Origin of the sequence: Polaribacter pacificus (assembly GCF_038024035.1) — a bacterium.
In the GTDB taxonomy this organism is placed as follows: Bacteria; Bacteroidota; Bacteroidia; order Flavobacteriales; family Flavobacteriaceae; genus Polaribacter; species Polaribacter pacificus.
On the sequence record NZ_CP150664.1, the window covers coordinates 406673 to 432033 of the forward strand.

The 25361-nt window shown below is 33.2% G+C and carries 26 protein-coding genes; 3 read left to right on the plus strand and 23 right to left on the minus strand.

The genetic code is table 11. From position 1 onward, the window contains the following. Positions 1-51 precede the first annotated feature (51 nt). The 3 genes from tsaE to WHC90_RS01780 are packed head-to-tail and all read left to right on the plus strand — an operon-like array spanning position 52 to position 2073. The gene (gene tsaE / locus WHC90_RS01770) at positions 52-468 is read left to right on the plus strand and encodes a tRNA (adenosine(37)-N6)-threonylcarbamoyltransferase complex ATPase subunit type 1 TsaE (RefSeq protein WP_188598717.1); all 417 of its coding nucleotides are present in this window, start codon (positions 52-54) and stop codon (positions 466-468) included. Continuing rightward, complete coding sequence (locus WHC90_RS01775; RefSeq protein WP_188598716.1) at positions 465-1661, plus strand: alanine dehydrogenase; 1197 nt, start codon at positions 465-467, stop codon at positions 1659-1661. The genes tsaE and WHC90_RS01775 overlap by 4 nt, the downstream gene beginning before the upstream one ends. 40 nt (positions 1662-1701) lie before the next feature. Further along, complete coding sequence (locus tag WHC90_RS01780) at positions 1702-2073, plus strand: DUF4258 domain-containing protein (RefSeq protein ID WP_188598715.1); 372 nt, start codon at positions 1702-1704, stop codon at positions 2071-2073. Between the two features lie 2 nt (positions 2074-2075). Here WHC90_RS01780 and WHC90_RS01785 read toward each other — a convergent pair whose 3' ends face one another. The 23 genes from WHC90_RS01785 to WHC90_RS01895 all read right to left on the minus strand — a co-directional run bounded on the left by WHC90_RS01785 (position 2076) and on the right by WHC90_RS01895 (position 25167). Then, positions 2076-2837: a hypothetical protein gene (locus WHC90_RS01785; RefSeq protein WP_188598714.1), complete on the minus strand. Its 762-nt coding sequence runs from the start codon at positions 2835-2837 to the stop codon at positions 2076-2078. A 230-nt stretch (positions 2838-3067) separates the two neighbouring features. Continuing rightward, positions 3068-5770 (minus strand): glycoside hydrolase family 3 C-terminal domain-containing protein, encoded by a 2703-nt coding sequence (locus tag WHC90_RS01790; RefSeq protein ID WP_188598713.1) that lies wholly within the window; start codon positions 5768-5770, stop codon positions 3068-3070. A 10-nt stretch (positions 5771-5780) separates the two neighbouring features. Next, on the minus strand, positions 5781-7268 hold the full coding sequence (locus tag WHC90_RS01795) for an alpha-L-fucosidase (RefSeq protein WP_188598712.1): 1488 nt from the start codon (positions 7266-7268) through the stop codon (positions 5781-5783). Positions 7269-7387: 119 nt separating this feature from the next. Next, a complete protein-coding gene (locus tag WHC90_RS01800) occupies positions 7388-8275 on the minus strand; it encodes a dienelactone hydrolase family protein (protein WP_188598711.1) in 888 nt (295 codons plus the stop codon). Positions 8276-8504: 229 nt separating this feature from the next. Next, a complete protein-coding gene (locus WHC90_RS01805; RefSeq protein ID WP_188598710.1) occupies positions 8505-8954 on the minus strand; it encodes a YhcH/YjgK/YiaL family protein in 450 nt (149 codons plus the stop codon). After that, a complete protein-coding gene (locus WHC90_RS01810; RefSeq protein ID WP_188598709.1) occupies positions 8951-10483 on the minus strand; it encodes a bifunctional GNAT family N-acetyltransferase/carbon-nitrogen hydrolase family protein in 1533 nt (510 codons plus the stop codon). The genes WHC90_RS01805 and WHC90_RS01810 overlap by 4 nt, the downstream gene beginning before the upstream one ends. Before the next feature lie 229 nt (positions 10484-10712). After that, positions 10713-12128 carry an SDR family oxidoreductase gene (locus tag WHC90_RS01815; RefSeq protein WP_188598708.1) on the minus strand — a complete coding sequence of 472 codons (1416 nt, stop codon included), beginning with the start codon at positions 12126-12128 and terminating at the stop codon, positions 10713-10715. 49 nt (positions 12129-12177) lie between these two features. Then, positions 12178-12915 (minus strand): sulfite exporter TauE/SafE family protein, encoded by a 738-nt coding sequence (locus tag WHC90_RS01820; RefSeq protein WP_188598707.1) that lies wholly within the window; start codon positions 12913-12915, stop codon positions 12178-12180. A gap of 21 nt (positions 12916-12936) precedes the next feature. Further along, positions 12937-13479, minus strand: coding sequence for a GNAT family N-acetyltransferase (locus WHC90_RS01825; RefSeq protein WP_188598706.1), 543 nt, complete (start codon positions 13477-13479; stop codon positions 12937-12939). 12 nt (positions 13480-13491) lie between these two features. Continuing rightward, positions 13492-14415 (minus strand): mechanosensitive ion channel family protein, encoded by a 924-nt coding sequence (locus WHC90_RS01830; RefSeq protein WP_188598705.1) that lies wholly within the window; start codon positions 14413-14415, stop codon positions 13492-13494. A gap of 176 nt (positions 14416-14591) precedes the next feature. Further along, positions 14592-15350 carry a YoaK family protein gene (locus WHC90_RS01835; RefSeq protein WP_188598704.1) on the minus strand — a complete coding sequence of 253 codons (759 nt, stop codon included), beginning with the start codon at positions 15348-15350 and terminating at the stop codon, positions 14592-14594. Between the two features lie 216 nt (positions 15351-15566). Further along, entirely contained in the window at positions 15567-16445 is an 879-nt protein-coding gene (locus WHC90_RS01840) for a VOC family protein (RefSeq protein WP_188598703.1), read from the minus strand. Between the two features lie 43 nt (positions 16446-16488). Beyond that, complete coding sequence (locus WHC90_RS01845; RefSeq protein WP_188598702.1) at positions 16489-16899, minus strand: DoxX family protein; 411 nt, start codon at positions 16897-16899, stop codon at positions 16489-16491. An 87-nt stretch (positions 16900-16986) separates the two neighbouring features. Continuing rightward, positions 16987-17505, minus strand: coding sequence for a Crp/Fnr family transcriptional regulator (locus WHC90_RS01850; protein ID WP_188598701.1), 519 nt, complete (start codon positions 17503-17505; stop codon positions 16987-16989). 71 nt (positions 17506-17576) lie between these two features. Next, positions 17577-18497, minus strand: a complete 921-nt coding sequence (locus WHC90_RS01855; protein WP_188598700.1) for an AraC family transcriptional regulator — start codon at positions 18495-18497, stop codon at positions 17577-17579. A 235-nt stretch (positions 18498-18732) separates the two neighbouring features. Beyond that, positions 18733-19212: a hypothetical protein gene (locus WHC90_RS01860; protein WP_188598699.1), complete on the minus strand. Its 480-nt coding sequence runs from the start codon at positions 19210-19212 to the stop codon at positions 18733-18735. A 103-nt stretch (positions 19213-19315) separates the two neighbouring features. After that, positions 19316-19693, minus strand: a complete 378-nt coding sequence (locus tag WHC90_RS01865; RefSeq protein ID WP_188598698.1) for a hypothetical protein — start codon at positions 19691-19693, stop codon at positions 19316-19318. 2 nt (positions 19694-19695) lie between these two features. Next, positions 19696-21168 carry a potassium/proton antiporter gene (locus tag WHC90_RS01870; protein WP_188598697.1) on the minus strand — a complete coding sequence of 491 codons (1473 nt, stop codon included), beginning with the start codon at positions 21166-21168 and terminating at the stop codon, positions 19696-19698. Positions 21169-21250: 82 nt separating this feature from the next. Continuing rightward, positions 21251-21631, minus strand: a complete 381-nt coding sequence (locus tag WHC90_RS01875; RefSeq protein ID WP_188598696.1) for a hypothetical protein — start codon at positions 21629-21631, stop codon at positions 21251-21253. 22 nt (positions 21632-21653) lie between these two features. Further along, positions 21654-21875, minus strand: coding sequence for a hypothetical protein (locus tag WHC90_RS01880; protein WP_188598695.1), 222 nt, complete (start codon positions 21873-21875; stop codon positions 21654-21656). A gap of 266 nt (positions 21876-22141) precedes the next feature. After that, positions 22142-22825: an ABC transporter ATP-binding protein gene (locus tag WHC90_RS01885; RefSeq protein ID WP_188598694.1), complete on the minus strand. Its 684-nt coding sequence runs from the start codon at positions 22823-22825 to the stop codon at positions 22142-22144. Then, positions 22826-24085, minus strand: coding sequence for an ABC transporter permease (locus WHC90_RS01890; RefSeq protein ID WP_188598693.1), 1260 nt, complete (start codon positions 24083-24085; stop codon positions 22826-22828). Further along, on the minus strand, positions 24085-25167 hold the full coding sequence (locus tag WHC90_RS01895; protein ID WP_188598692.1) for an efflux RND transporter periplasmic adaptor subunit: 1083 nt from the start codon (positions 25165-25167) through the stop codon (positions 24085-24087). The genes WHC90_RS01890 and WHC90_RS01895 overlap by 1 nt, the downstream gene beginning before the upstream one ends. Positions 25168-25361 lie beyond the last annotated feature (194 nt).

Here is a 25361-nt window from a genome sequence, read left to right on the forward strand (position 1 = left end):
ATCTTTCGTTTCTTCTTTGAGGTTTGTCTTTTTCAAACTATCTTTGAGTTTATGAAAAGAGATTACAACCTCACTGAACTTAAAAGTGTTGCTAAGGAGCTTATAGACAAGAGCTCTTCAAAAACCCTGTTGTTCTTTGGTGCTATGGGTGTAGGAAAAACCACCCTCATTAAAGAACTCTGTAAAGAACTAGGCATACAAGATGTGGCCAACTCCCCTACTTTTTCTTTGGTAAATGAATACAGAACAAAAGCTGATGAATTAGTCTATCATTTTGATTTTTATAGAATTGAAGACGAAACTGAGGCCTATGACATGGGAATCGAAGAATATTTTTATAGCAATGCCTGGTGTTTTGTAGAATGGCCAGAACATATTGAAAATTTACTACCTTTAGATGCTGCCGAAGTTCATATAGAGATGTTGGAAAATGGTTTGCGCAGTATTCAATTAAAAAACAAAGCATGAGTCATTATTCACCATTTAGTAAAGCAGATCTTTTACCTCAAGAAGAAATGCTCGAAATTAAAAAGCAAAAAGGAGAGCTTCTGATAGGACTTCCTAAAGAAACTTTTACAGAAGAAAAAAGAGTTTGCTTAACCCCAGATGCCGTTGGGGCCTTGGTTGCTCATGGACATCGAGTGGTCGTTGAGACTGGAGCAGGAAACAACGCCAATTTTACCGATAGTGAATACTCTGAAGCTGGTGCAAAGATTAGCTATGATCCAAAAGAAGCTTTTGGTTGTAATATTATACTTAAAGTAGCACCTCCAACCGAAAATGAAATTGAGTATATCAATCCTCAAAGTGTTTTAATTTCTGCATTGCAATTAAAAACTCAAACTAAAAAGTATTTTGAGTGCCTTGCCAAAAAAAGAATTACTGCCGTTGCTTTTGATTATATTAAAGATGAGCACGGTGTGTACCCAATAGTAAAATCTCTAAGTGAAATAGCAGGAACTGCCGCTATTTTAATTGCTGGTGAATTAATGAGTGGTGTTAGTAAAGGAAATGGTTTGTTGTTTGGTAATATTGGGGGTGTCGCACCTACTGATGTTGTTATCTTAGGAGCAGGAACCGTTGGAGAGTACGCAGCTCGTTCTGCCATTGGTATGGGTGCACGAGTTAAAGTTTTTGACAACTCTATTACCAAATTAAGAAAATTACAGCATGCTTTAAACATGCCTATTTATACGTCTACCATACAACCAAAAACACTTTCTAAAGCACTTATGCGCTGTGATGTTGCTATCGGTGCTATTCGAGGAAAAAATCGTTCTCCTGTCATTGTATCAGAAGAAATGATTGAGCAAATGAAAGAAGGAGCTGTAATTGTTGATGTAAGCATTGATAGAGGTGGTTGTTTTGAAAGTTCTATGCTAACTTCACATAGCAAACCTACTTTTCAAAAACATGGCGTAATTCATTATTGTGTGCCAAATATTCCATCGAGATACGCTAGAACAGCATCTGTATCAATCAGTAATATTTTTACCCCTTACCTATTGGAAATTGCAGAAGAAGGTGGTTTTGAAAATGCTGCTAGATTTGATAAAACACTTAGAAATGGCATGTATTTTTATCATGGGATACTGACAAACAGAACAGTAGCAGATTGGTTTGATTTGCCTTTTAGAGATATCAACTTATTGATTATTTAATCGTTAGAATTGCTTATTTTTGCAATCAAAATAGAGATAAATGGTTTGGTTTAAACGAGTTTGGTATTATTTAATTGGATTTACTTTAGGTAGTATTGTTGTCTATTTTATTTGGACAGGTAAGGAAGTCTCTTTTGATTATGGTCCAGATGCAAGAACTCTTAAAACAATCAGAATACGTGAAAAAATCTACTCTGATGATGCAAACCAAACACTTAAACTCAATCGCTTAGACACCACTGCAATAAATTATATTCTACAGAATGGAGATGTTAATTTTAGCAAAAGTGATCAACGAGCAAAACCTTGCGCAACTTATTATATAGAAGGTGAATTTCAAGATAAATTAATTGATTTGATTATCGTTCGCTGTGATTCTACTTCAACAATTGAAAAAGTGTTGGTAAAATAAAATTATTGATAGTTAACAACCCGGCCAGTTCCAGTGACTTCTCCTTGAGCGTTGTATTTTGTATATTCTAAAACACCATTCGTAACAGTCCCGCTTTCAGTTAATATACCATTTTTATCAAATTTTTTCCACTCTTTTTTTCCATTTTCATTATTGATGGTTCCAGATTCACTTTTCTTACCAGTTTTGTAAAATTTAGTATAGCTAGTAATTCCTTCAGCCCGTTTTTTAATTTCTGTCAGAATCCCATTTTTATCAAAATACTGCCACTCTTTAGATTTACCATCACTAGTAATTTTACCAATTTCTATATGCTTACCATTGTCAGAGTATTTGCGGTACTGTTGTACACCATCTTTTAATGAGCCTGTTTCTAAAAGGCGACCTTCTTTGTCAAGCTTTCTCCATTCTTTTGTTTTTCCTTTGTCTGATATAGTCCCACTCTCGCTTTCTTTTCCATCAGTGTAAAAAAGTATATAGTTTGTGACACCTTTAGAAAGCTTTCCGGTTTCTATTAAATTCCCGTTTTTATCAAACTTTTCCCAAGTTTGAGTGGCTCCAAAATCATATATTTTACCCAATTCACTCTCTTTTCCGTTTGGATAGAATTTTTTATAAGTAGTTACAGTATCAGTCACAATACCAATTTCTGTCAGCTTTCCGTTTTTATCGAATTTTTTCCAATTCTGTTCCTTATGCGTTTCTTGTGCATAGATTGCTGTTAAACAACAGAATAAAAATACTATAAAGGTTTTTTCTTTCATAAATTTGATTTACTTCTAATCAATGGTTTGTGTATTGATAGTCATTACCACATAAATTTACTACAATAGTAGCAAAAACAAAGGTGCTAGTCATTTAAAAGTATAAAAATTCACATTTATTTAACCCTAACAAAATAGTGATCAAACCTTACAATAACATACATTGATACTTATATAATAGCTCAAAAGTTATGCCATAGATTAAAAACGACACACAAGAAACAAGTACCTTATTTTACTACTTTTAGAGTTGTTCTCAATTGGATATTATTAGAAGAAGTACCTATAAGTACTCTAAAGTCGCCAGGTTCAACAACCCATTTCATTTCTTTGTTAAGCATTTTAAGAGTTTCTGAATCTATATCAAAAGTAACTTCTTTGGTTTCTCCTTTTTTTAGATGAATTCTTTGAAAGCCTTTTAACTCAATAATAGGCCTTGCAACAGTTGCAAAAAGATCTTTTATATATAGTTGTACAACTTCGTCACCGTCATAATTTCCTGTATTTGTAACCTTACAAGTAACACGTGTTTTTTCACCAGTATTTATTGTCTGGTTTTCTAATTGAATATCGCTGTAATCAAACGATGTATAACTCAACCCAAATCCAAACGGAAATAAAGGCTTGCCTGTTAAGTTGATATAATCATCTCCCCTTCCTGTAGGTTTATGATTGTAATAAAGAGGTAATTGGGCTTCGTGTACAGGAAATGTTATAGGTAATCTACCTGCAGGGTTATAATCGCCAAACAAAACATCAGCAATTGCAGATCCACCTTCATCTCCAGGGTACCAAACATCTACAATAGCCTGAGCATGATTGCTCCATGCATCCATTGTAATTGCACTTCCTCCAACCAATACAACCACCATAGGTTTACCAGTTGCTGCAACAGCCTTAATTAAGGATTCTTGATGCCCCGGTAATGATAAATAGGCTCTATCTTTAAACTCTCCTTCTTCAATCCCTACACAGACTACTGCTACATCACTGTTTTTTGCTATAGCAACAGCTTTGTTGATTTTTTCTTGCCAAGAGTTAGATAGTTCTGCATTCCAAATTAGTTTAAACCATACATTTCCGATGGTTTCATAGTACTCAATTTTAATAGCATACGATTTCCCTTTTTCAAAATAATAAGGAACAGTAAGTTGCTGAACACTTTGTTTTTTCCAATTGTCTAAAATCAATTTATTGTTAATATAGAGTCGATATCCATCATCACCTTTAATGCCAATATCAATCATTCCTGTTTTTGGAGATCTGATATTTCCATTCCATTGAACTGAATAGTAATCATAATTTATTTTTTCTTGATCGGGTGAAAATAAAGTCCATCTAAAATCAATTTTAGAATCAACTCGAATTAAATCAGGTGTACCGCTAAGCTTAATATTATTGTAATACCGACCTTCCAAACCTTGTTTTTTTTCTCCATTTTTTAAGGTGTATAGATACTCAGAAGGAATTGTTTGAAAATTATCAGAAGATCTTCCTGGGCCAGCAACATATTTGATGTTTACACCTTTTTTAAATTTATTTTGCAGCCCTTTTAAAATAGAAATAGATTCATTTCCTGGACCTGAATAACCACCAAGTCTTGCTTCTATCGCGTCAGTTCCAATCACCGCTATAGATTTAATATCTTTAGAAAAAGGCAAGGTTTGCGCTTCGTTTTTTAACAGTACTACAGATTCATGTGCTGCCTTTCTTGCTAAAAGTCGATGTTCTTTGTTTGCATTCCATTTACTAGCGTCTTCAGGGTTGATATATGGGTCTTCAAACAATCCTAGTTTAAATTTTGCTCGAAGAACTCTCCTTACAGCTTCATCAATGGCTGTTTGCTTTATCATTCCTGTCTCAAAAGCTTTGTAAAATAAAGGATAATGTTTGTAAGAGGTTTGAAAAATCACATCAAGGCCAGCTTCTATTGCTTGCTGAGTAGACTCCTCATAATTTTTTGCTGTAAAATGCAAGACGTTGGCACCTCCTGTAGCTCCTGCATCTGAAATCACAAAACCATCAAACCCCCAATCTTTTTTTAACACGGTATTTAACAACCAGTTGTTTGCAGTGGCTTGCGTTCCATCATATGAATTATAAGAGGTCATAATAGACCAAGCTTTTGCTTTTTGAACACTTGCTTTAAAGGCTGGAAAATAAATTTCCTCCATCAACCGATCATTGAAGTGAATTGGGTAACTATCTCTACCTCCGTCACCTACGTTAGAAACAAAATGTTTTGGAGTAGTCAAGACTCCTAGTTTTTCAAAAGGACTTATATAAGCAACTGCCATTTCACTTGTTAAAAACGGATCTTCTCCATAAGTTTCTTCAGTTCTACCCCATCGAACATCTCTTGCAATGTTAATTACAGGTGATAAAACTTGACGAATCCCACGTGTTTTGGTTTCCATGGCTATAGCTTTAGCTACTTCACTCATTAAAGGGGTATTAAAACTTGCTGCTAAACCGATGGATTGTGGAAATGTGGTTGCGCCTTCTCTAATTAAGCCATGCAAGGCTTCGTCAAATGGAATAATCGGAATACCTAATCTGGTTTCTTCTATAAAATACTTTTGAATATCGTTGATTAAAATAGCTGTTTCTTTAGCAGTACCACCCTCTGAATAATCAAGTAATTGTTCAGCATTACCAGATGACTTTCCTTTAGTGGCTATTTGAAATCCAAAAATACCGTGCTTGTACTTTTCTCTTCCGTCAGATAAATCTCCTGGAATCATAAATAACTGCCAAAATTTTTCTTCTAAAGTCATTCGTCCTAATAAATCATCAACACGACTCTCAATAGGTTGTGAGGCATCTTTATAGATTTTTATATCATTATCTGCGCAAGACAATAAAAAAAGTGTAAAAACAAATAACAAGTGCTTAAATAGACTTGTAGTGTCGTTGTTATTGTTGTAATCCATATGAGTTTTGTTATTGTTGACTTTTTAATCTTGTTACTTTAATCGTAAAAACATACTTGCTAGGAGATTTTTTTTGCAAACCCTTAGGAATCTGAACACGAAACCCTTTTCCATCAGTTATCCATCGGAGTGGTTTTTCATAACCAAGTAAATAGACTTTTGCTCCTTTATCTGGTTGATGAGATTGTACGGTAATCTCTTTTGGAATACTTGTCTCACCTTCCTTGGCCATATAAAAAAAGTATGCATTGCCATTTTCTTGTTGGGTCATACAAATATTATTTTCTTTATAAGGAGCTAACACCTTACTATTGTATATCCCTTCACTATTTATTTGCATCCAAGAGCCAAACTCTTCTAATAAGTCATAGGCACCTTGTTGCCATTCCCCTTCGGGTGTAGGGGCTATATTTAACAACAAATTACCTCCTTTAGCTACAATGTCAACCAGGGTTTGAATTCCTTCTCTACCAGACATGTATTTGGCATCTTTTGTATGTGACCAAGCACCCCCAGAAATAATGCAAGACTCCCATGGATATGCCAAAGGTTTCTCTGGAATTCTATTCTCTGGAGTTAAATAGTTTTGATTTTTACCAGGAACAGCTCTGTCTACAACAATTAAACCAGGTTGTTTCTCTCTAGCTTTAACAACAAATTCATCAATTTTTATATCCTGATTTACAATTCTGTTTTTTAGATAACCTGTTGGATTGTCTTTTAATTGCGCATCATACCAACTGGTTATCTTTTCTTTCGATTCTTTGGCTACCCAACCACCATCTAACCAAAGGATATCAATTTTACCATAATCTGTTAGCAGTTCTAACATTTGATTGTGAGTAAAATTTACAAACTCGTTCCATCGTTCTGGATTGCTTTCTGGATCGTAATTTACATTTCTATCTCTTGGTGGGTATTTGGGATCCCAATAGCTATCTACATGCCAATCAGGTTTTGAAAAATAAGCACCAGCCCACATATCTTCTTTTCTGAAGGCATCAAAAATTTCTTTGGTAATGTTTTTCCTTGGGTGTGTAGAGAAAGGGCTTTCTGGAGATGTAATTTTATAATCAGTGTACTTAGAATCAAACATGCTAAAACCATCGTGATGCTTGGTTGTGAATATCACATATTTCATCCCGGCATTTTTAGCTGCTGCAGCCCATTTTTCTGGGTTAAATTTTACAGGATTAAAGGTTTTAATTAAAGCTTCATACTCTTTTTTATAGGTTGCGTAATCTTCTGGATTTGAGCTCATAGTTCGCTCACACCACTCATATTCTTCTGGGCAAATAGACCAAGACTCTACAATTCCCCACTGACTATAAGCGCCCCAATGCATTAATAGGCCAAACTTAATGTTTTGCCATTCTTTTACTTTAGAAAGCACTAATGGATCAGTTTCTGCTACATAACGTTCTTCTTCATGTAACTCTTGATTATATGCCAGTTGAGTACAAAAAAATAATAATAAAAAGCAAGTGATTTTTCTCATGATAAAATTTTTGTGTAATAGAATCTGAGAAGATACAAAAATTAAAAATTATGAGATTAATTGGCATAATAACTAACTTGTAAGAACAAGTTTTATTTGTCTAAGAAATTTTTACACGACTATACTAATTTTTCTGTAAAAAATTGAATAGTTCTAGACCAGGCCAAATCTGCAGCCTTTTTATCAAATCTAGGTGTTGTATTGTTGTGGAATCCATGATTTACCTCTGGGTAAAAGTGGACGGTATAATCAATATTATTTGATTTTAAAGAGTTCTCATAATCAGGCCAACCAGCATTTACACGTGTGTCTAATCCTGCATATTCAATTAACATAGCCGCGTTAATTTGTGCCGTTTCTTCTGCAGATGGCTGTCCTCCGTAAAAAGGAACAGCAGCTAATAGATTAGGTATTTTTACAGCCATCATATTTGCAATCCATCCCCCAAAACAAAAACCTACAACTCCTATTTTACCGGTACACTTTGGATGGTTTATTAAATAAGTATACGCTGCAATAAAGTCGTCTAACATCTCATTTTTATCTCTTTTTCTTTGCATAGCTCTTCCTTCATCATCATTTCCAGGGTATCCACCAAGAGGACTTAGAGCATCTGGTGCCAAACTGATGAAACCTTCCAAAGCGGTTCTTCTTCCTACATCTTCTATATACGGATTTAATCCACGGTTTTCATGAACTACAATAACACCTGGTAATTTCTTAGTGTTATTTGCTGGCTGTGATAAAAGCCCCTTAATAGTTCCTCCTCTTTTCGGAGATCGATATCTTATATATTCTGAACTTAATCGGAGATCGTCTTTTGGAACCAATAAGGTGTCTGTATAATTTGGTGACACAAAACTAAGTAAGGAACCAACTGTTAGTCCTCCTACGGCATATAATGATAGTTTTTCAATAAAACTTCTACGATCTATTTTATTATGCGCATAATCATCATATAGGTCAAATATGTCTTGCTTAATGTCTTCTTTCTTGATTGGTTTCATAACTATTCCTTAATTTAAAATTAGCTTATAGATTATTTCATCAATCCTTTCTATGATTTAAGAAAGAGTATAATAACTACATAGCATCGCTAAGTTACTAAAATCCAGTAAGTTTCAAAAAAAATGCACATTATTATTTAGTAAAATTATTTAGCATAGAGCAATCAAGTTAATTTGCTAACTCTAATTCATCTTTTCTGCATCATTTTTGATGAATTCAGTTAAGTACTTAAACAGCGATTTTAATAACTACTTTTTTTACTGTTGAAGGCTGATCATCATAAACACTAGGCATGTGCAAATCATCCGGAAAAAAGATCATAAACATCCCTTTGTCTAAAGTAAAAAAGGCAGCCTGATTACTATGATACAAATCATAATCATCTTCTTTATGTACTTCAAAGGGTGTCTGATTTATACGTGACACTACACCAACCTGTTCTGTCCCAGTTACTACATATTGTAAATCAATATATTTTTGATGTCCTTCAAAGCTGTTTTCACTTTTTGCTGTGGTTTCGTATTCCATAACAATCGCAAACAATTGATCTCCATCTATTGGGTATTCACCAGAAGCAATTTCTTTAAGATTTGTGGTGTTTAGAAACTCAAAGGCTTTTAAAAACTTAGTCCCTAAGCCTGTATATAAATGTTGGTTCTCAATTTTATCTAAAATCATGTTTGCTTTCTTTTTTTAAGTTCAAAAAGATCAGTTCTACGGTCCTTTAAGTTTCGTACACTTCCAAATTGATTCAATTCGCGCAACAAGTCTATATCAACATCTGCAATTAAGATCATTTCTGTGTTGGTGGTCGCTTCTGCTTTTATACCATTGGCTGGGAATGAAAAATCACAGGGTGTAAACACCATCGACTGAGCAAATTGAATGTCCATATTATGAACCTTTGGTAGATTCCCAACACTACCCGCTATAGCAACGTAACATTCATTTTCGATAGCTCTTGCTTGGGCACAGTGCCGTACTCTAGAATAGCCGTTTTGAGTATCTGTTAAAAATGGAATAAACAAGATGTCCATGCCTTCATCAGCCAACAAGCGACTCAATTCTGGAAACTCAGAGTCATAACAAATCAATACCCCAATCTTACCACAGTCAGTATCATAGGTTTTCAATTCATGACCACCTTGCATCCCCCATACTTTTGCTTCATCAGGTGTTACATGCAGTTTTTCATAACGCTCTGTGGTACCATCGCGCTTACAGATGTACCCAACATTGTACAAGAGTTCGTCTCTTATCTCTGGCATACTACCTGTAATAACATTGATGTTGTAGGTAATAGCTAGTTCAGAAAAACGCTGTACAATTTGAGGTGTAAATTTGGCCAATTCACGAATGGCTTGTGATTCTGGAAGATGGTTGTTATCCGCCATCAAAGGCGCATTAAAAAACTCAGGGAAAAGCGCAAAATCTGATCGGTATGCAGAGACAGCGTCTATAAAATATTCGGCCTGCTGCATTAGCTCTTCTAAGTCTTTATACAATCGCATTTGCCACTGAATCAAGCCTAGTCTGATTATCTTTTTCTTAGTAAAGGCCTTTTTGTTTGCCTTTTCATAATAAATATTATCCCATTCAAGCAAAACTGCAAACTCATTAGAAGCTTCATCGCCTTCTAAATAGCCTTTTAATATTTTTGAGGGATGAAAATCATTAGAGATTTGAAAGTTTAAAACTGGATCATGAATCTCTTTGCGTTTTACTTTTTCTATATATTCCTTTGGTGAAACTTGCTCAGAATACTTGTGGTAATTAGGAATTCTACCTCCAAAGGCAATACCTTTAAGGTTCAGTTTTTCTGCTAATTCTTTTCTGTAATCGTACAGACGACGTCCCAATCTAAGGCCTCTGTACTCTGTTTTTATAAACACATCAATACCATACAAGACATCTCCATCTTTGCGATGGGTGTCAAAGGTGTAATTTCCTGTAATCTCTTTATAGGTATGATGCTCGTCAAAACTGTCATAATCTACCATGATAGACAAAGCACAGCCTGCAAGCTCATTGTTTACTTTAATCACCACCTGCCCTTCTGGAAATTTATCAATTAAGGACTTAATATGTGCCTCACTCCAATAAGAGTTTGGAATGTTTGAATACACCTGAATCATGGCTGCTTTTAGCGCCTTATAATCATCAATGGTTAAATATTGAAGCTCAATATTTTCTATTTGCTCTATCATTTATATGTGTTTAACTATGGTAATGACCTTGTGTTTTCATGTCAGTAATGATGAACAAAATAAAAATATCAATTGCTGTACATGTATGTAAATTTACACAAAAGGAAGTTTGCTAACAATGCTTATTTTTAAATTTTTATATAAAAAAAACACTTTTTTTATCCCCTATAAATAGCAGTACTCATCCCAGTGTTTTTTTAACTCACAAGCATCGTAGAAATTACTATTATTAAGAAGTTATTTTAGTAATCATCCCTTTAAAAATAAATCCATGAAAAGGATATACTGCATACCAATAAAGCCTTCCAGCGATACCTAGCGGTCTAAACGTAGCCGTTTGATACAACTGACCTCCTTCGAGTTTAAACTCTAACCAAGCCTCTCCAGGAAGCTTCATCTCTGCAAACAACAACAGTCTTCCCTCTTGTTTATTTGCGTATAAAACTCGCCAAAAATCCAAAGAGTCACCAGTAGCTATGGTATTTTGATTGGTTCTTCCTCTGCGCAATCCAACTCCACCAAAAAGTTTATCTATAAACCCACGGAGTTTCCACAACCAATTTCCGTAATACCAACCCTTATCGCCTCCAATATTCCAGATATTATCAATACAACGTTTTGTATTTACTACAGGTTTAATTTGCTGATCAATAAAACACCCATGAGTAGGAACCTTAATAAACTCAGAAATATTTATCTTAAAACCACTACTTACATAAGCATCTTTCCAACTAGAGACAATTTCATTATTGTCAATTTTTTTAAAGGCGCGTTCTAGTGATTCTTGATAAGAAATCGGCTCTATTTCTAATATCTTGTTGAGATCTGAATTTCTACAGACTACTTCTACTTTCATACTATCGACTAAAGAAACAGCCAGGCGGTACGAAGTAGATGTTACAAAATACAGCCAATAAGAAGATAGTTTTGGAGTCATCACTGGGACTATCCAAATATGTCTTTTTAATGTACGCACCTGAGCATAGCCCATGAGCATTTCTTTATAACTCAGTACGTCTTTGCATCCAATGTCAAAGTTTTTATCAAATGTTTTAGAATTTAATAGGCTTTTGGATAAAAATAAAATCACATCAGATATCCCAATAGGTTGACATTTGGTGAGCAGCCATTTTGGAGTAATCATGATTGGAAGTTTTTCTACCAAATCTCTAATAATTTCAAAAGAAGCGCTCCCAGATCCAATAATGATCCCTGCTCTAAGACAGGTAAAATGATAGCTCCCTTTTTGAAGTTCATCTTCAACGGTTTTCCTTGACGTTAAATGTTTTGAGAGAATTGTTTCATTGACGATACCACTTAAATAGAGTACTTGCTTAACCTGTGTTTGATTAAGCGCATTCCTAAAATTTATTGCTGATGTTTTCTCTAGAGATTCGTAGTCTTTTTCAGAAGACATCGAATGAACCAAATAGTATGCAACAGTTATATCTTGAGGTATTTTTGTAAGTGAATTTGAATCTAATAGATCTATTTCTATGATACTAATATGTGCTTTTAGTGATGCACTTGGATTAAATCGGGTTTGATCTCTTACACAACAAACCACATGGTGTCCTTGTTCTATCAAAACAGGGAGTAATCTCTTTCCAATATAACCTGTAGCTCCTGTAAGTAGTATTTTCATAACTGTAGATTTTATTTATAAAATTACAGGCAGAAAAAGTTTATACCTGTTAAACGCGCTGTATAAAAATATTAGAAAGCGTCACCACTCCAATAAGTAGAATAAGGAATAGTGAAATTCGCTTAAATTTATTTTGTGGAATGTGTTTTAATATTCGTTTACCTATATAGGTTCCTAAAATCCCAATAATTAATAGAAAAGGAACATATATTAAATCGTGTTGATGAATATAACCATTTTTATAATACACCACACTTCTTACCAAATCAATAAAAAAATCAATAAAAGCAGAAGTCGCGATAAAAACACTTTTTTCTAAATTAAATGCGGCCATGGTTAAACCTCTAATTGCACCACCTGTACCTAGTAATCCAGCAGAAAACCCAGATAATACACCGCCTGTAATTGCATTCTTTTTAGTCGATCTAATAATCAGATCTTTTTTTACCAAAAACAAGAGACTCAAAGCAATGAGGAACAAGGCCAAAAAAACCTCTAGTACAAGTGTATTTAGGTATTTACTTAGAACACCTCCAACAATAACAAATAAGACAGCAGGAATACCAATATTGATTAAAAGCTTTTTATCGATCCCTTTTTTAAACAGCATAATTTTACTGATATTGCTCGATAAATGAAAAATTGCCGTTAATCCTAATACAGAATAAAAATCAAAATAAAAATTGCCAATAGGTACAAAAAAAACAGAGGATCCAAAACCTCCAATAGTACCAATTATTTCTGCAAAAAGAGCGAGAAGGATAAATATGTAGTTTAACTTTTCCATTAAAATTAGCAATGCATCGTGTTATTGAGCATCAATACTTTTTTTTATAAAAACATGCAGACTAATTGGAATGCCATTTTTAAGTTCACAATTAAGAAGTGTCGTCTCTAAATAAAAGCCTAATTTTTTAAGAGTTTTTACACTAGCGGTGTTTTTGGTTTCTACAAAGGCTTCTAATTTGTCTAGTTCCATGTTGTTAAACACCTGTTCTAGAATCAGTGATAGTGCTTCAAACACATAGCCTTGTCCCCAGTTTTTTGGATATAACCAAAACCCAATTTCTGCTTTGCGTTTTTTTTTGTCAAAGTCATTAATGCCAGCAGCTCCCAAAAATTGATTGTCATCTTTAGTGCAAATTGCCCACCAGACTCCTGCCTTAGTGTTCTCAAGTTCAGAAAACCAAATCATTTGCTCTTCGGTAGCTTCTAAACTATCAAAAGAGACTCCATAATACTTAATTACTTCTGGGTCAGATAAGCCTTTAAAAACTGCTTCCTGATCTGTAGCAACAATCTGCCTTAATAAAAGCCTTTTTGACTCTAAAACAGGAAATGATTTACTCATTAAAATTCCTTATTATTTTAAACTATCTTCTTGTTTGTCTACATTATTCCAGTCGACTGTAGGAATCTTTACGATTTCAAAAGTTGCAGACGCAAGCAACACCTTACCCTTTGTTTCCTCAATTTTTTTACCAATTTCTTGATGAAGGATGTTTTTTGTAAAGCGTCTTTTTTTATAATCGACAATATACCTTAGGTTTAATTGGATCCAATTGTCTGTAAGTGTAATGGCTAATGTAGGATCAACTTGCGCGTCTTCTATATAGTATTTAGACACCACTTCTTTCCAATCAGCTAGGGATGCTTGTACGTATTCTGACAATCGTTCTTGAGCAATAGAAATTACTATTGATTTAGCCAACTCAATATCTGATCCATATCTGATAGGCAAATTAAACTCATCCCAAACAAAAGGAAAATCTTGAGAATAATTATAGACAGGACCTTTAAAAACAAAGGCATTGCTTAATTTTACGATACGTCCACTATAATTGTCACTAGAGATCCACTCTCCTATTTCCATCATGGTTGTATAGATGCTGTCGATATCAATCACATCTCCTTTAATACCGTTGATCTCTATTCGATCACCGGGTTTGTAGACCTTTACAAAAAAGATATAGAAGGATCCTGCTATACTCAAGATAATTTCTTGCAAGGTGATGGTAATACCCGCGGTCAGTAAACCTACTGCGAGTCCGAAATCTTTAATGCTTCCTGTAAAATAGGTAATGGTGACAAGAACTACTAAAATATAACCAATAATTTCTACAGCCTTTTGAGTTTTGTATTTAACTGTATTGTTTGGAAGATTTTTCTTAAGCGCTTTTCGCAACCAGGTAATGAGTATAAAAACTAGGAGTATCCAAACCAAATACTTTAAAATATTTGTGCTAATGGGATGTGCCGTAATCCAATTGTTTAATTCTTCTAACAAGTGTGTACTATTTTTAAGATTAAAACGATTAATTGACTTGTTTGCGATAAAAGTACCGCTATATTTACCAACCTAAGATACTATTTCTGCTCGAATTTTAGATAAGAATCTGTATAAATTTAAAAAATACTACCTGTACCTTTAGTTTATTTTGTCTGTCTTGTTTTATATATATCTTAGCGCTGGTGTAAATGACCATTACTTCTTTTTTGGTCGTATTTTCTTTTTGTTTTGATGAGTTTGTATCTAAAATCATCATAAAATAAACTTCCTATTAATATTAATGCACCTAAGATTAAGGTGTCTAGTTTTAAGTTGAGTTTAGAATATAAAAATCCACCGATTAAACCTCCTGCAAAAAAGAATAAAATAATAAAGATCCTTAGTTTGATGTTTGCTTTCAGTTTTTCTCTATTGTGATGTATTTTCGGAAAACACAACTGAGCTAAGTCTATCCCTAAATCGGTAAAAAGCCCCGTTAAGTGAGTGGTTCGAACAACCGCTTTTGAAATTTTGGTCACAAAAGAATTTTGAAGCCCCATGGCAAATAACAATAAACAAACTATCACGTCTGCTGATATCCCATTATAGATATGATTTGATAGGGCAATAGAAATTAAAATACAACTTTCAATAATTGTTGGCAGTAAAAAAATATTTAACTGTTTGCTTTTCTTATATTTTTCAATAAGAAAACTAGACACAAAAGAACCCACCAAAAATGAAAAAATATACAGAAAATAGATAGTTCCTTTCCAAAAATCAAAATCAGCAACATCATTTATAAACAAAGCAAAGTGCCCTGTTACATTGGTAGTTAACTGTTTAAATGCTAAAAAACCAGTAACATTAACTATCCCAGCTACAAAAGACAAAATAGTGGCAATTTGCAAATTGTGCTTAAGAGTTCTGCTTTTGCCTTGATGCCTAAACATGCTATTTTTGTTTAATTTAATTTAATTTTGAAGTCAATTTGAAGATATCTATTTACAACTCCATTTGAGTATAAAATTAAGCAAATAAAGCCAATTTGTTCAATTTTTAAGCCATTAAAATCAAAGTATTGGAATTATTTTTTTTCTGTAATTTAAGGAGTCATATGCGCAATCGAGTTAGGCTATTTAACTGCATTTTAAATAGCGATATTAAACCTAAAGACTTGTAAAGGCTATTTGGTTTCCAATGGAGTCGTGCGTCCAAAAAGTTCCATTAGTTTCTGTATACTCAGAAACATTTTTCAATGCGGTTGTTAATTTTTCTTGGGTGCTAAAATTAATTTGAAAATATCTCATTCCTGCATTTTTATTTGGTGCTAAGGGCCTATTTACTCCATGCCAACAATTTAACGCGATACGGTGCTTGTAGTGTCCACCTGCACCTAGATCAGCATACAAATATTGTGGTAGGTAGTTAAAAGGTATAAATCCAATTTTCTTGTAAAACTGATTTGAATCCTCAATACTATTTGCATACAAATGTAAATGACCAATATGTGCATCTTTAGAGAGCTTTTTCGGAGTCGTATTAAATTCTAGAAACTCCAAAACCTTAGACACAACAAGATGTTCAGATGCATTTTTTAAATTGCCTTCTGAATCTTCAATTCTCAAACCATTTTTAGCGACAACTCTTTTGAATCTCTCTGGAGTTTCTATGGTTAGCTCAATATTGATTCCATCTGGATCTTCAAGATAAATTGATTTAGACATGGTGTGATCTACTGGTGAAAACGGATAATTATTATCAATCAGTCGCTGTATCATTCCGGCAAATTCAGACAACTTAGATACATGAACTGCAAAATGGTAAAGACCACTATACCCCTTTTGAAAAGAAGTTTCTGCTGTTTGATGCACCACAACCAAAACTTGAGTTGCTGTGCCAAATTTTGCAACAGTCTCTGAAATTTCTTTTAATTCCATTCCAATTATTTTTGTCCAAAACAATCTTGACTTTTCTAAACTTGTATTATTCAGGTGAATTGCCCCAAAAGAGGCAAATTTACCTGAATCTATATATTCTTGACCCATACTTCTTTGTGTGTGTTTTAATGAAAATAGGTTTTAATTTGTGCTATTTTTTTGAATGAATTGGGGCTTTCCTACTTCTTCCCCATGCAATAAAAATGGCAATCCCAAAGAGTATCAAATTCATACCGATCGCAGAAAACTCTCCTCTTACTGCGTGAAAAACCAGCGCAAAAATCATCACTGTAGCCAAGCCTAAAGCTGCCCAAACTGTTAACAAAGGTTTAATTCTTAGTATTGAAGGCAAAAACAGGCCTAAGCCTCCTAAAAACTCACTAATTCCAATAAATCGCACCAATCCAGCAGATGTGTCTGTTACCCATGGTAAAGATGCTGCTAGTGCATCTATAGGTTGTGAAACTTTCATTAAACCTGCCATTAAAAACATGATTCCTAATAATCCTTGAGTAATCCATAGTGTAATATGAATAGCCTTGTTGTTCTTTTGTTCTGTCATTTCTTTAAATATTTATAATTAGAATACTGCAAAGTTGAATCAATACAGTCTAAATAAAAATAAGATACCTTAAGAAATTTACAGAATTTATTTTTTCAATATTTTACGTCTTATATCGCTCAAGTACTCAGGGGTAACTCCAATATAGGCCGCAATTAATTTTAACGGAAGTCTTTGGACAAGTGTTGGATAGGTTACTGTAAAATCGATGTAACGTTGTTCTGCAGTTGAACTTAATAAGCCAATAATACGCTTGTTTGAGGCGATTAAATTATTTCTAAACTTAATTGCAATATCGACCACAAAATCTTTTTCTAATGTGTCAATTCCTTTAAAATCAGATTTAGAAATTAATAAAACTTCAGAGTTTTCTATGGCTTCAATATACACTAGTGAAGGCACTTGATTGGTAAAACTATCCAGATCAGAAATCATCCATGATTCGGGTGCAAATTGCAAAATATGTTTTTTACCGGCAGGATCTATCGCATAGCTCTTAAGGCAGCCTTTCTGAACTAGATATCCATACTTTACGATTTCACCTTGTCTTAAAAGTATGGTTCCTTTTGTAATGATTTTTGGGGTGTCAAATTTAAAATTTTTCATTTTTAAATTGTTCTAGCAGCTCGTAATATTATGTTTACGCATTGTTATGGGGTTAAAAGCCTTCAAAAAATTTAAGCTTCAATAGGAATGTATAAATCTACTATAAATTTATTTTCAGGATGTGTTCTAAAATCATTGTGATATATTTCAAAAGGCTGTGCATTTGCTTTTTTATACCCGTTTTCATCCATCCAAATAAATAGACCTGTCCAAGATTTTTCAAATTCGCTTGGAGCAATTTCAAAACGCCCCACAATATAGGTTCCTTTTTCTAGACTAAGAGAATCAATATCTGTAGTGTTTTCAATAGGTTCATTGCTGGTTAAAAAAACACTCATTCGAACTTTATCTGGAGAAGTTACTTTAAAACTATCATAAAAAACCCTCCCCATTTTTGTTTCAGGTTGCCCTAAAACACCTTTAGCATTCCCCCACTTGACAAGTTTTTCAAAGGCTTTTTCAATTCCATTAACACCTACATGGTTAATAGCAGCAGCAGTTATGGTGTTTGTTTTTCTAATTTCAATTTTTGCATTCATATGTATCCATTTTTTTAAGTGATCAATGATGCAAATGTAGTTTTCATAGGTAGGATAGTCTTGACCATTCTTGCTTTCTAGTTGACGAATCTTGCTAAATTTATTAGGGTGTTCCTTTCTAAATACTGTGGGACTAGCTCCGTAAAATTTCTTAAAGGCTCTTGTAAATGAAGAATTTGATGAAAAGCCACAACTAAGAGAAATTTCTGTAATGCTATCGTTGGTATGAATTAAGGCCAAGGCTGATTTCTCTATACGATGCCTATTGATATAGGTATTTAAGGTTTCTCCGGTTATATATTTAAATACGCGATGAAAATGATAGGGTGAAAAATAAGCTTCTTTTGAAACCGTTTCTAAGCTTAAGTTGGCACTTATATGTTGGTCTATAAATCGGAAAACTCGGTGAATTCGGTGTTTGTAATCTGTTTGTTTTTCGGTTTCTGAGATCATTCGTTTTGAAGACGGTGTTTATCTAGCCTATGTTGGCCTATACTGTTATTAAAGTTCTGCTGTAAATTTAATTAAAAAATTATACTAGGCTCCAATCATTTTTTAGAGAAAGAGTTTCTGCTTGTAAAATTGATGCGCAAGGATAATTTCGCAACTAAATAAGTATGCTGCAATAGCAGTAATGAACCCGTTAAGTATTTTACTTACTGCCATTGCTCATACCTATAAACACGTACTATTTGTGAATCAGCAAATTGCTAATCAATTGATGCCATTTATATATCGAATCAATTTCGCCGTTAAACTGATAGTTTATTTCTTCATCGTAAAAATCTAAAACTATCGCAGGTTTGTTTTTATCGATGGAAATTAGTTTCAAATACAACTTTTCAATTGTTTTAGTTTTATTTGGGTTTTCTCTACTTTGGTTAATCTGCTCGCATTTTTTAATCTTTGCAAGGTCTATAAACTGTTCTGTTAGCTTTGTTTCATTCTTGAGGACAAAAAAAAGTGTTCTTTTGTTTTCATCAATACCAATGGCGTAATTGCCACAAATTTCTGATTGATTGATATTGCAATTGTTTTTTTGCGCTAAATTATGAAGCGCTACTACTATTTTTTTCTCTGCTGTTTTTCTGTTTTTGCTAGTGATTACAAAAGGTATGATACATACAGCAAGACAGAATATGCCTATTAAGGCGATTCCTAAATCCATTTTAATATTGTTTAATGATTGTTATACGGTTATTTATATATAATGAAGACATTATATATTGATGTTTGTTAAGCTAGCTAAAGCCTCTAAAACGTTGGCCGTATTACCAAAAACTATGGAAAGGAAAGATGAGATTAGACTTTCTATGTCGAATCAATAAATTTGTAAAGTGATTGCTGTACTGTTTAAACTGTGCGTTTAACAGACAATCATTTAAAATAGATTTATCAAAGTTAACATCTTGATAGCTTAACTTTAAATTAGGTATGGAGTAATCTGAGACCTCAGAAACAGCTAATTCAGATTGTTGGGTATGAAGATTTATTATTTTTGATGTGCTTGCATAAACAGCTGCTTCTTTATTAATTTCATTTTGAGCGACTTTTCCTGAAAAGGACACTGCACTTAACGAAACAAATAACCCAAAACAATAGATGCATACAAGAACCAGTGATTTTAATAGCTTTTTAAAGTCTTTCATAGCTAGATCATTGAAGTTTGTTCTAAAACCTCATTAACTTCGGCTAAACTATCCTCATTATCTAATAGCACCACCAATATATCATCTGCTTCAATAATAGTAGATCCGCCTGGTCGAACAAATTTACCGTCTCTTTTGATCATGATAATAAATGCTGATTTTGGAAAATGCAAATCAATAATTCGCTTACTTACAGCAAAACTATTTGGAGGTATTGAAACTTCTTTCATTGCTGATTTTGGCAAATTCAGAATATAGCGATCATTTTCGGCAATTGGCTTTACTTCATCTGGCAGTGCGACATTTAACCATTTAGCAAAAATGGACAAAGTAGTTCCTTGAATCAAAACAGAAGTAACAGAAATAAAGAAAACAATATTAAAAATCATATTTGCTTTTTCTATACCAGCTAAAAGTGGATAGGTTGCAAATACAATTGGTACAGCACCTCTTAATCCTACCCATGAAATATAGAATTTTCGTCTCAACTTCATTTTAAAAAAGAGCAAACTAATAAAAACACTAATTGGTCTAGCTACTAAAATTAAGAAAACAGAAATTAGTAATCCAATCCCCATATAGGGTATAATCTCAGATGGAAACACAAGCAGTCCTAAAGTAAGGAAGAGTACTATTTGCATTAGCCAGGCAATTCCATCAAACATTTTTAAAATGGTTGATTTGTGTATCAAATCTTGATTTCCGAGGTATACGGCACAAATATAGATTGATAGAAATCCATTACCACCAATAAAGTCAGTGGCAGAAAAGGTAATAAACATCAATGCAATCACTAAAACTGGATAAAGACCTTCAAACCCAAGTTTAATTTTATTGATGGTCATCTTGCTTATTTTACCAAATGTAAATCCTGCGATACCTCCCAAAACCATCTGTTGAAGAAACATTAAAATGATCGTTACATAATTTTGATCTTGATTAATGACCAAGGTTAAAAAAGAAATGGTTAACACATAAGCCATTGGGTCATTACTCCCGCTTTCTAACTCTAAGGTTGGTCTTAAATTATTTTTTAACGCTAGGTTTTTAGATCGCAAAATAGAAAATACAGCCGCTGCATCTGTTGAGGATACAATAGACCCAAGCAATAAGCTTTCAAAGATGGTGAAATCGGTTACAAACCAAACAAAAGTACCCAGTGTAACGGCGGTTAATAACACCCCTACCGTAGAGAGCATAATTCCTTCTTTTAAAATAGGCTTTACAGATTTCCAGTTGGTATCAAGCCCCCCAGAAAATAAGATAAAGTTTAGAGAAACAATTCCTATAAATTGAGCAATTTTTGGATCATTAAAGCGAATTCCTGCAATCCCTTCAGAGCCTGCAAGCATTCCTATTGTTAAGAAAAGAATTAAAGTTGGAACCCCAAATCTATACGAAGTCTTCCCTACAACGATGCTTATAAAAAGCAATAGGGATCCAACTAAGAGTATGTTTTCGATGGTTAAATTCATTGTTATAGTCCTTCAATCTGAAAGCACAAATTTAGTTTATTTATCAATTAAAATAATTAATTATTCAGATTGTTTTAAGCTATTATTGAATTTTAAAAAACTTTTTTACAAAAGCAAATTTCTCATTTTTTGTCATCTTATCCGCTGACTTTAATTCTATTTTTATATCCTTAAAGTGACGATCTTTATTTAAATAATTAAGGAGCTCTTCTTTTGCATTAGTTGGACCAAATAAAAGAACATGTTGATATTTTAAAATCTCAGAAGAAATTGTTTTATAAAATTCTTCATGCATTTGCTGTTCCTTATTGTGCATAATGTCTTCACTTCTACTCAAGGCTTCTAGTTTTGTGTTAGTTGTAAATGGAGATACTATAGTGCGTAGATCATCTTTTAAATTTAATTCTATAAGTTGAGCCTCTGAGTGATCCATCCAAATACCTAATCTGTTTTTTGCTTCCATACGTTGTTGTAATTAATTAGAATTAATTTTGATTCTTGTTTTTGCGTTCTATAGCATACCATACTAGTAAATTATTTAAAGATTCTAAATAATCTTTAAGTTCTTTGTTTTGTACTCCGTGATTTGAGTTGGGCACAAAATGAACTGGGAATTCATCCAAATATTTAATCAATTCAGGATACTCTTCTTGAATTTTTTGAGTTGCTAAGAAAATTAAGTCGTTTAATTTTTTTTGTGTATCCATTTTCTTTGTAGTTTAAAATTAAAGTCAGTGATAATGAATAATAATTCAGCAATCAATCAGCTCTTATCCATTTTAGATTTATTTTCTGATGTTTTAGAAGTAATTTATGAAGTCTAGTTTACACAGAAAAGCTACTAGAGAAAGAATATGTATGGATGGCTTCCACTCAAAGATACGTACTATAAACGCCAATCCATAGCTTTGTTAAGTTTTTATTTATTAAGTAGTTAGGTAATAATGGTAATCGTAGGCTTATTCCTTTCTATTTAAACGCGAACAATTTTACCGTCATCAAGCTCAATAACCCGACCAGTTTTTTCTGCAAAAATTAGATCATGAGTTACTACTAATAAGGTTTTATTATAAGTCTCTGTAAGTTCCTTAAATATATTAAATACAATATCTGCATTTTTGCTATCTAGGTTTCCCGTAGGTTCATCACACATAATAATCAATGGATCATTGATCATGGCTCTAGCAATTGCTACACGTTGTTTTTCACCTCCAGATAATTGATTGGCTTTTTTAAGGGCTAATTTCTCTATTCCTAAGGCTTTTAAATATTTGTATGCATTACTTTCTAGTTCTTCCTCGCTAATTTTATCTAGCTTAAAACCGGGCAACATGACATTCTTTAAAACACTAAACTCATTGAGCAAATAATGAAACTGAAAAACAAAGCCAATTTTCTCATTTCGTAAAACCGCTAATTCTTTTTCTGATTTCTGACTTAGGTTTACCCCATCTATCAACAGTTCTCCCGTAAAATCTGTATCCATGGTTGATAAAATGTACAACAAAGTAGACTTTCCGCTACCAGATCTACCTATAATTGATGCATAATCACCTCGTTGAAGACTAAATGATACATTCTTTAATACATCAATCTTTACTGGATCTTTGAATGATTTATAAATTGAGCGAGCTTCTAGTACTGTTTTGTCTTCCATTTACTTTCCTCTTATTATAATTACTGGATCAACTTTACTAGCCTTTCTTGCAGGCATCCAGCCTGCTAAATACGTTGTTACCATGGCAAAAACAACGGCTATAGAATAATATTGCAAGCCATAATTAATTGGATAGGTATCAACAGTGGGCAATGAAGGCGTATTAAATGGAATAGCATCTATAATGACAGATATTAAAAACCCGAAAAGGACGCCTGTTAATGCCCCAGAAACCCCAATGCTTAAAGAAATCGATATAAAAATTTTCTTGATGTCACTCCCAGCATACCCAATAGCCTTTAAAATGGCAATCGTATCCATTTTTTCATAGATTAACATATTAAGAATATTGTAAATACCAAAGCCAGAAACAATGAGCAAAGTAATTCCAACGGCATAAGAAATAATAGAACGAACGCTGCTTCCAGTTTCAAATTGAGCATTGGCCGTTTGAATGTCTTCTGCATCAAGTTTAAATAGTTTTTCATACTCTAAAGCAATAGCTGGTGCATTGTTTAGATCTTTAAGTTTTATTTGAATATCGCTAATATAATTGCTGTCCTCTCCCATTATTTTTCTAGCAGTAGTTAAACTAGTAAAACTCTGAACCTTATCAATTTCTGACATTCCCGATTGAAAAAAAGCAATTACTTTTAAAGAAAATTGCTCTCCTTGAGTAGAAGTTACCGTGATAACTTCTCCAATTTTTGCATTCATTATTTCAGCGGCATCTTGTCCTAAAATAATACTATTAGAAACCGTTTCTAGCTCGTGATAATTACCTGCGGTTATATAATCACTAAATGCAAATAATTTTGCCTCTTGATAAACATCAATCCCATTAATAATACCGTTTAAATCTATATTACCAAGATTATAGAAGACTTGAGTGGTTATTTTAGGAGCTATACCCACAATTCGATCATCCTTTTGAAGCTTGTTTATAATTGGTTGAGCATTGTATATTTCTTTCCGGGCATTAATCGGTTTTACTGAATTTATAAAATTATGATAGTTTTGATATCGTTCACTTAAATCAATGGGTTGCTGCTTAGATGGTAAAATATCATTATACAGGCGAACATGAGGAGTTCTGTTTAAAACCAGACCATCAAGCAATTGATTTAAACCTTCCATAAACCCAAGAAGGGAGATAAACAAAGCAATACTAAATGCAACTCCTATTGCAGCAACAAGGGTTTGTTTCCACCTGGCAACCATTAGTGCAATAGAAATTTCTGTAATGTGTTTAATTTTCATTATTGTTGTAATTCAATAACGGTGTTTTTATCTATACCGCTCTTAATCTCTACCAAATCATAATCCATAAGTCCAGTTTCTATTTTTTGAAGCTTCCCTCCTTTTAGCGCTACAAAAGAATCATTAATCAGGTAGTTTCTAGGAATCGTTAACACAGCTTGCTTGGTGTTAATTATAATATTTGCTTCGACAGTCAGGTTAGGGAAAAGTGTTTTTGGACTCTTTGTAAATATTGCATCTGCTTGAAAAGAGCGGGTCCTACTATTCATCATTGGGTTAATTGCTATAATCTGAGCTTCAAAAACTTCAGAGCTATAGCTATCCATGCGGATAATTATTGTTTGACCTTTTTTAACCTTAACAATATCAAGCTCATCAATACTTAATTCAATCAAAAACATATCGGTGCCAATAATAGCAGAGGGTTCTTGCATATTAATTAGCTCTCCTTCTTCTTTATTTAGCTTATAAACCACGCCATCTACTTGGCTTCTAATAATATAATCATCTTCTTTTAACTTAGCAATCTCCAAATTGTTTTTGCTTTGTTCTGAAACGAGTTTAAGTTGACGTTTAAGATCTTCATAATTTGTGCTTAATCTGTGTAATTCTATTTTTGAATTTTCATAAGCCAATTCTTTTTGTTCAAATTCTACCCGACTGCCAATTTTATTATTCCACAAGTTTTTTTGTCGTTGATATTGTAAAGAATCATTTAGAAGCTTTCTATTAGCTAATTCTACAGCTTTCTTTGCATCAGTTAGCTTAGCTGTGTTTGTTTTGTAATCGTTCGCTATGGAGGTTAGTTGGGCGTTTTTCGTGGCTATTTTTAAATTTTCATCATCCATTTGAAAAATAGGATCTCCTTTTTTTACTCGCATCCCTTCTGTTACAAAGACTTTTTTTACAATACCGCTGCCAATACCATAGACTTTATATTGATTTTTACTTTTAATAAATCCAGAAGCATAAACACTTTCTGTTATGTTTTTTACTTCTGGAGTGGTTGTTTGAGTTGTGTTTGTACAGGACACAATCAAAAAATACAATACAAAAAGCATAAAAAAAGGACTTCTTAACATGCTGCTTGTTGTATACCTCTTTTTAGTATTCAAATATTTTTTATGTAATTTCACTTCAATCTGAGTCATAAAGTTTCAAGTTAATTTGCTGCTATTTAACCAAAGAGCTACGGACATTAAATTTAAGCAAATAAAAAATAATAACATCAAGTGAATGCCTTTAAAAATTGGATCAAAAAAAAGCCTTCCAAATA

What these genes read in the sequence shown, in the direction of transcription:
- WHC90_RS01805 (WP_188598710.1), bottom strand. Translation starts at nt 8,954, where the DNA reads ATGATTTTAGATAAAATTGAGAACCAACATTTATATACAGGCTTAGGG.
- WHC90_RS01845 (WP_188598702.1), bottom strand. Translation starts at nt 16,899, where the DNA reads ATGACAGAACAAAAGAACAACAAGGCTATTCATATTACACTATGGATT.
- WHC90_RS01800 (WP_188598711.1), bottom strand. Translation starts at nt 8,275, where the DNA reads ATGAAACCAATCAAGAAAGAAGACATTAAGCAAGACATATTTGACCTA.
- WHC90_RS01835 (WP_188598704.1), bottom strand. Translation starts at nt 15,350, where the DNA reads ATGTTTAGGCATCAAGGCAAAAGCAGAACTCTTAAGCACAATTTGCAA.
- WHC90_RS01850 (WP_188598701.1), bottom strand. Translation starts at nt 17,505, where the DNA reads ATGAAAAATTTTAAATTTGACACCCCAAAAATCATTACAAAAGGAACC.
- WHC90_RS01840 (WP_188598703.1), bottom strand. Translation starts at nt 16,445, where the DNA reads ATGGGTCAAGAATATATAGATTCAGGTAAATTTGCCTCTTTTGGGGCA.
- WHC90_RS01855 (WP_188598700.1), bottom strand. Translation starts at nt 18,497, where the DNA reads ATGATCTCAGAAACCGAAAAACAAACAGATTACAAACACCGAATTCAC.
- WHC90_RS01890 (WP_188598693.1), bottom strand. Translation starts at nt 24,085, where the DNA reads ATGAAAATTAAACACATTACAGAAATTTCTATTGCACTAATGGTTGCC.
- WHC90_RS01875 (WP_188598696.1), bottom strand. Translation starts at nt 21,631, where the DNA reads ATGGAAGCAAAAAACAGATTAGGTATTTGGATGGATCACTCAGAGGCT.
- WHC90_RS01865 (WP_188598698.1), bottom strand. Translation starts at nt 19,693, where the DNA reads ATGAAAGACTTTAAAAAGCTATTAAAATCACTGGTTCTTGTATGCATC.
- WHC90_RS01870 (WP_188598697.1), bottom strand. Translation starts at nt 21,168, where the DNA reads ATGAATTTAACCATCGAAAACATACTCTTAGTTGGATCCCTATTGCTT.
- WHC90_RS01795 (WP_188598712.1), bottom strand. Translation starts at nt 7,268, where the DNA reads ATGAGAAAAATCACTTGCTTTTTATTATTATTTTTTTGTACTCAACTG.
- WHC90_RS01885 (WP_188598694.1), bottom strand. Translation starts at nt 22,825, where the DNA reads ATGGAAGACAAAACAGTACTAGAAGCTCGCTCAATTTATAAATCATTC.
- WHC90_RS01780 (WP_188598715.1), top strand. Translation starts at nt 1,702, where the DNA reads ATGGTTTGGTTTAAACGAGTTTGGTATTATTTAATTGGATTTACTTTA.
- WHC90_RS01790 (WP_188598713.1), bottom strand. Translation starts at nt 5,770, where the DNA reads ATGGATTACAACAATAACAACGACACTACAAGTCTATTTAAGCACTTG.
- WHC90_RS01825 (WP_188598706.1), bottom strand. Translation starts at nt 13,479, where the DNA reads ATGAGTAAATCATTTCCTGTTTTAGAGTCAAAAAGGCTTTTATTAAGG.
- tsaE (WP_188598717.1), top strand. Translation starts at nt 52, where the DNA reads ATGAAAAGAGATTACAACCTCACTGAACTTAAAAGTGTTGCTAAGGAG.
- WHC90_RS01785 (WP_188598714.1), bottom strand. Translation starts at nt 2,837, where the DNA reads ATGAAAGAAAAAACCTTTATAGTATTTTTATTCTGTTGTTTAACAGCA.
- WHC90_RS01775 (WP_188598716.1), top strand. Translation starts at nt 465, where the DNA reads ATGAGTCATTATTCACCATTTAGTAAAGCAGATCTTTTACCTCAAGAA.
- WHC90_RS01820 (WP_188598707.1), bottom strand. Translation starts at nt 12,915, where the DNA reads ATGGAAAAGTTAAACTACATATTTATCCTTCTCGCTCTTTTTGCAGAA.
- WHC90_RS01810 (WP_188598709.1), bottom strand. Translation starts at nt 10,483, where the DNA reads ATGATAGAGCAAATAGAAAATATTGAGCTTCAATATTTAACCATTGAT.
- WHC90_RS01880 (WP_188598695.1), bottom strand. Translation starts at nt 21,875, where the DNA reads ATGGATACACAAAAAAAATTAAACGACTTAATTTTCTTAGCAACTCAA.
- WHC90_RS01815 (WP_188598708.1), bottom strand. Translation starts at nt 12,128, where the DNA reads ATGAAAATACTACTTACAGGAGCTACAGGTTATATTGGAAAGAGATTA.
- WHC90_RS01895 (WP_188598692.1), bottom strand. Translation starts at nt 25,167, where the DNA reads ATGTTAAGAAGTCCTTTTTTTATGCTTTTTGTATTGTATTTTTTGATT.
- WHC90_RS01860 (WP_188598699.1), bottom strand. Translation starts at nt 19,212, where the DNA reads ATGGATTTAGGAATCGCCTTAATAGGCATATTCTGTCTTGCTGTATGT.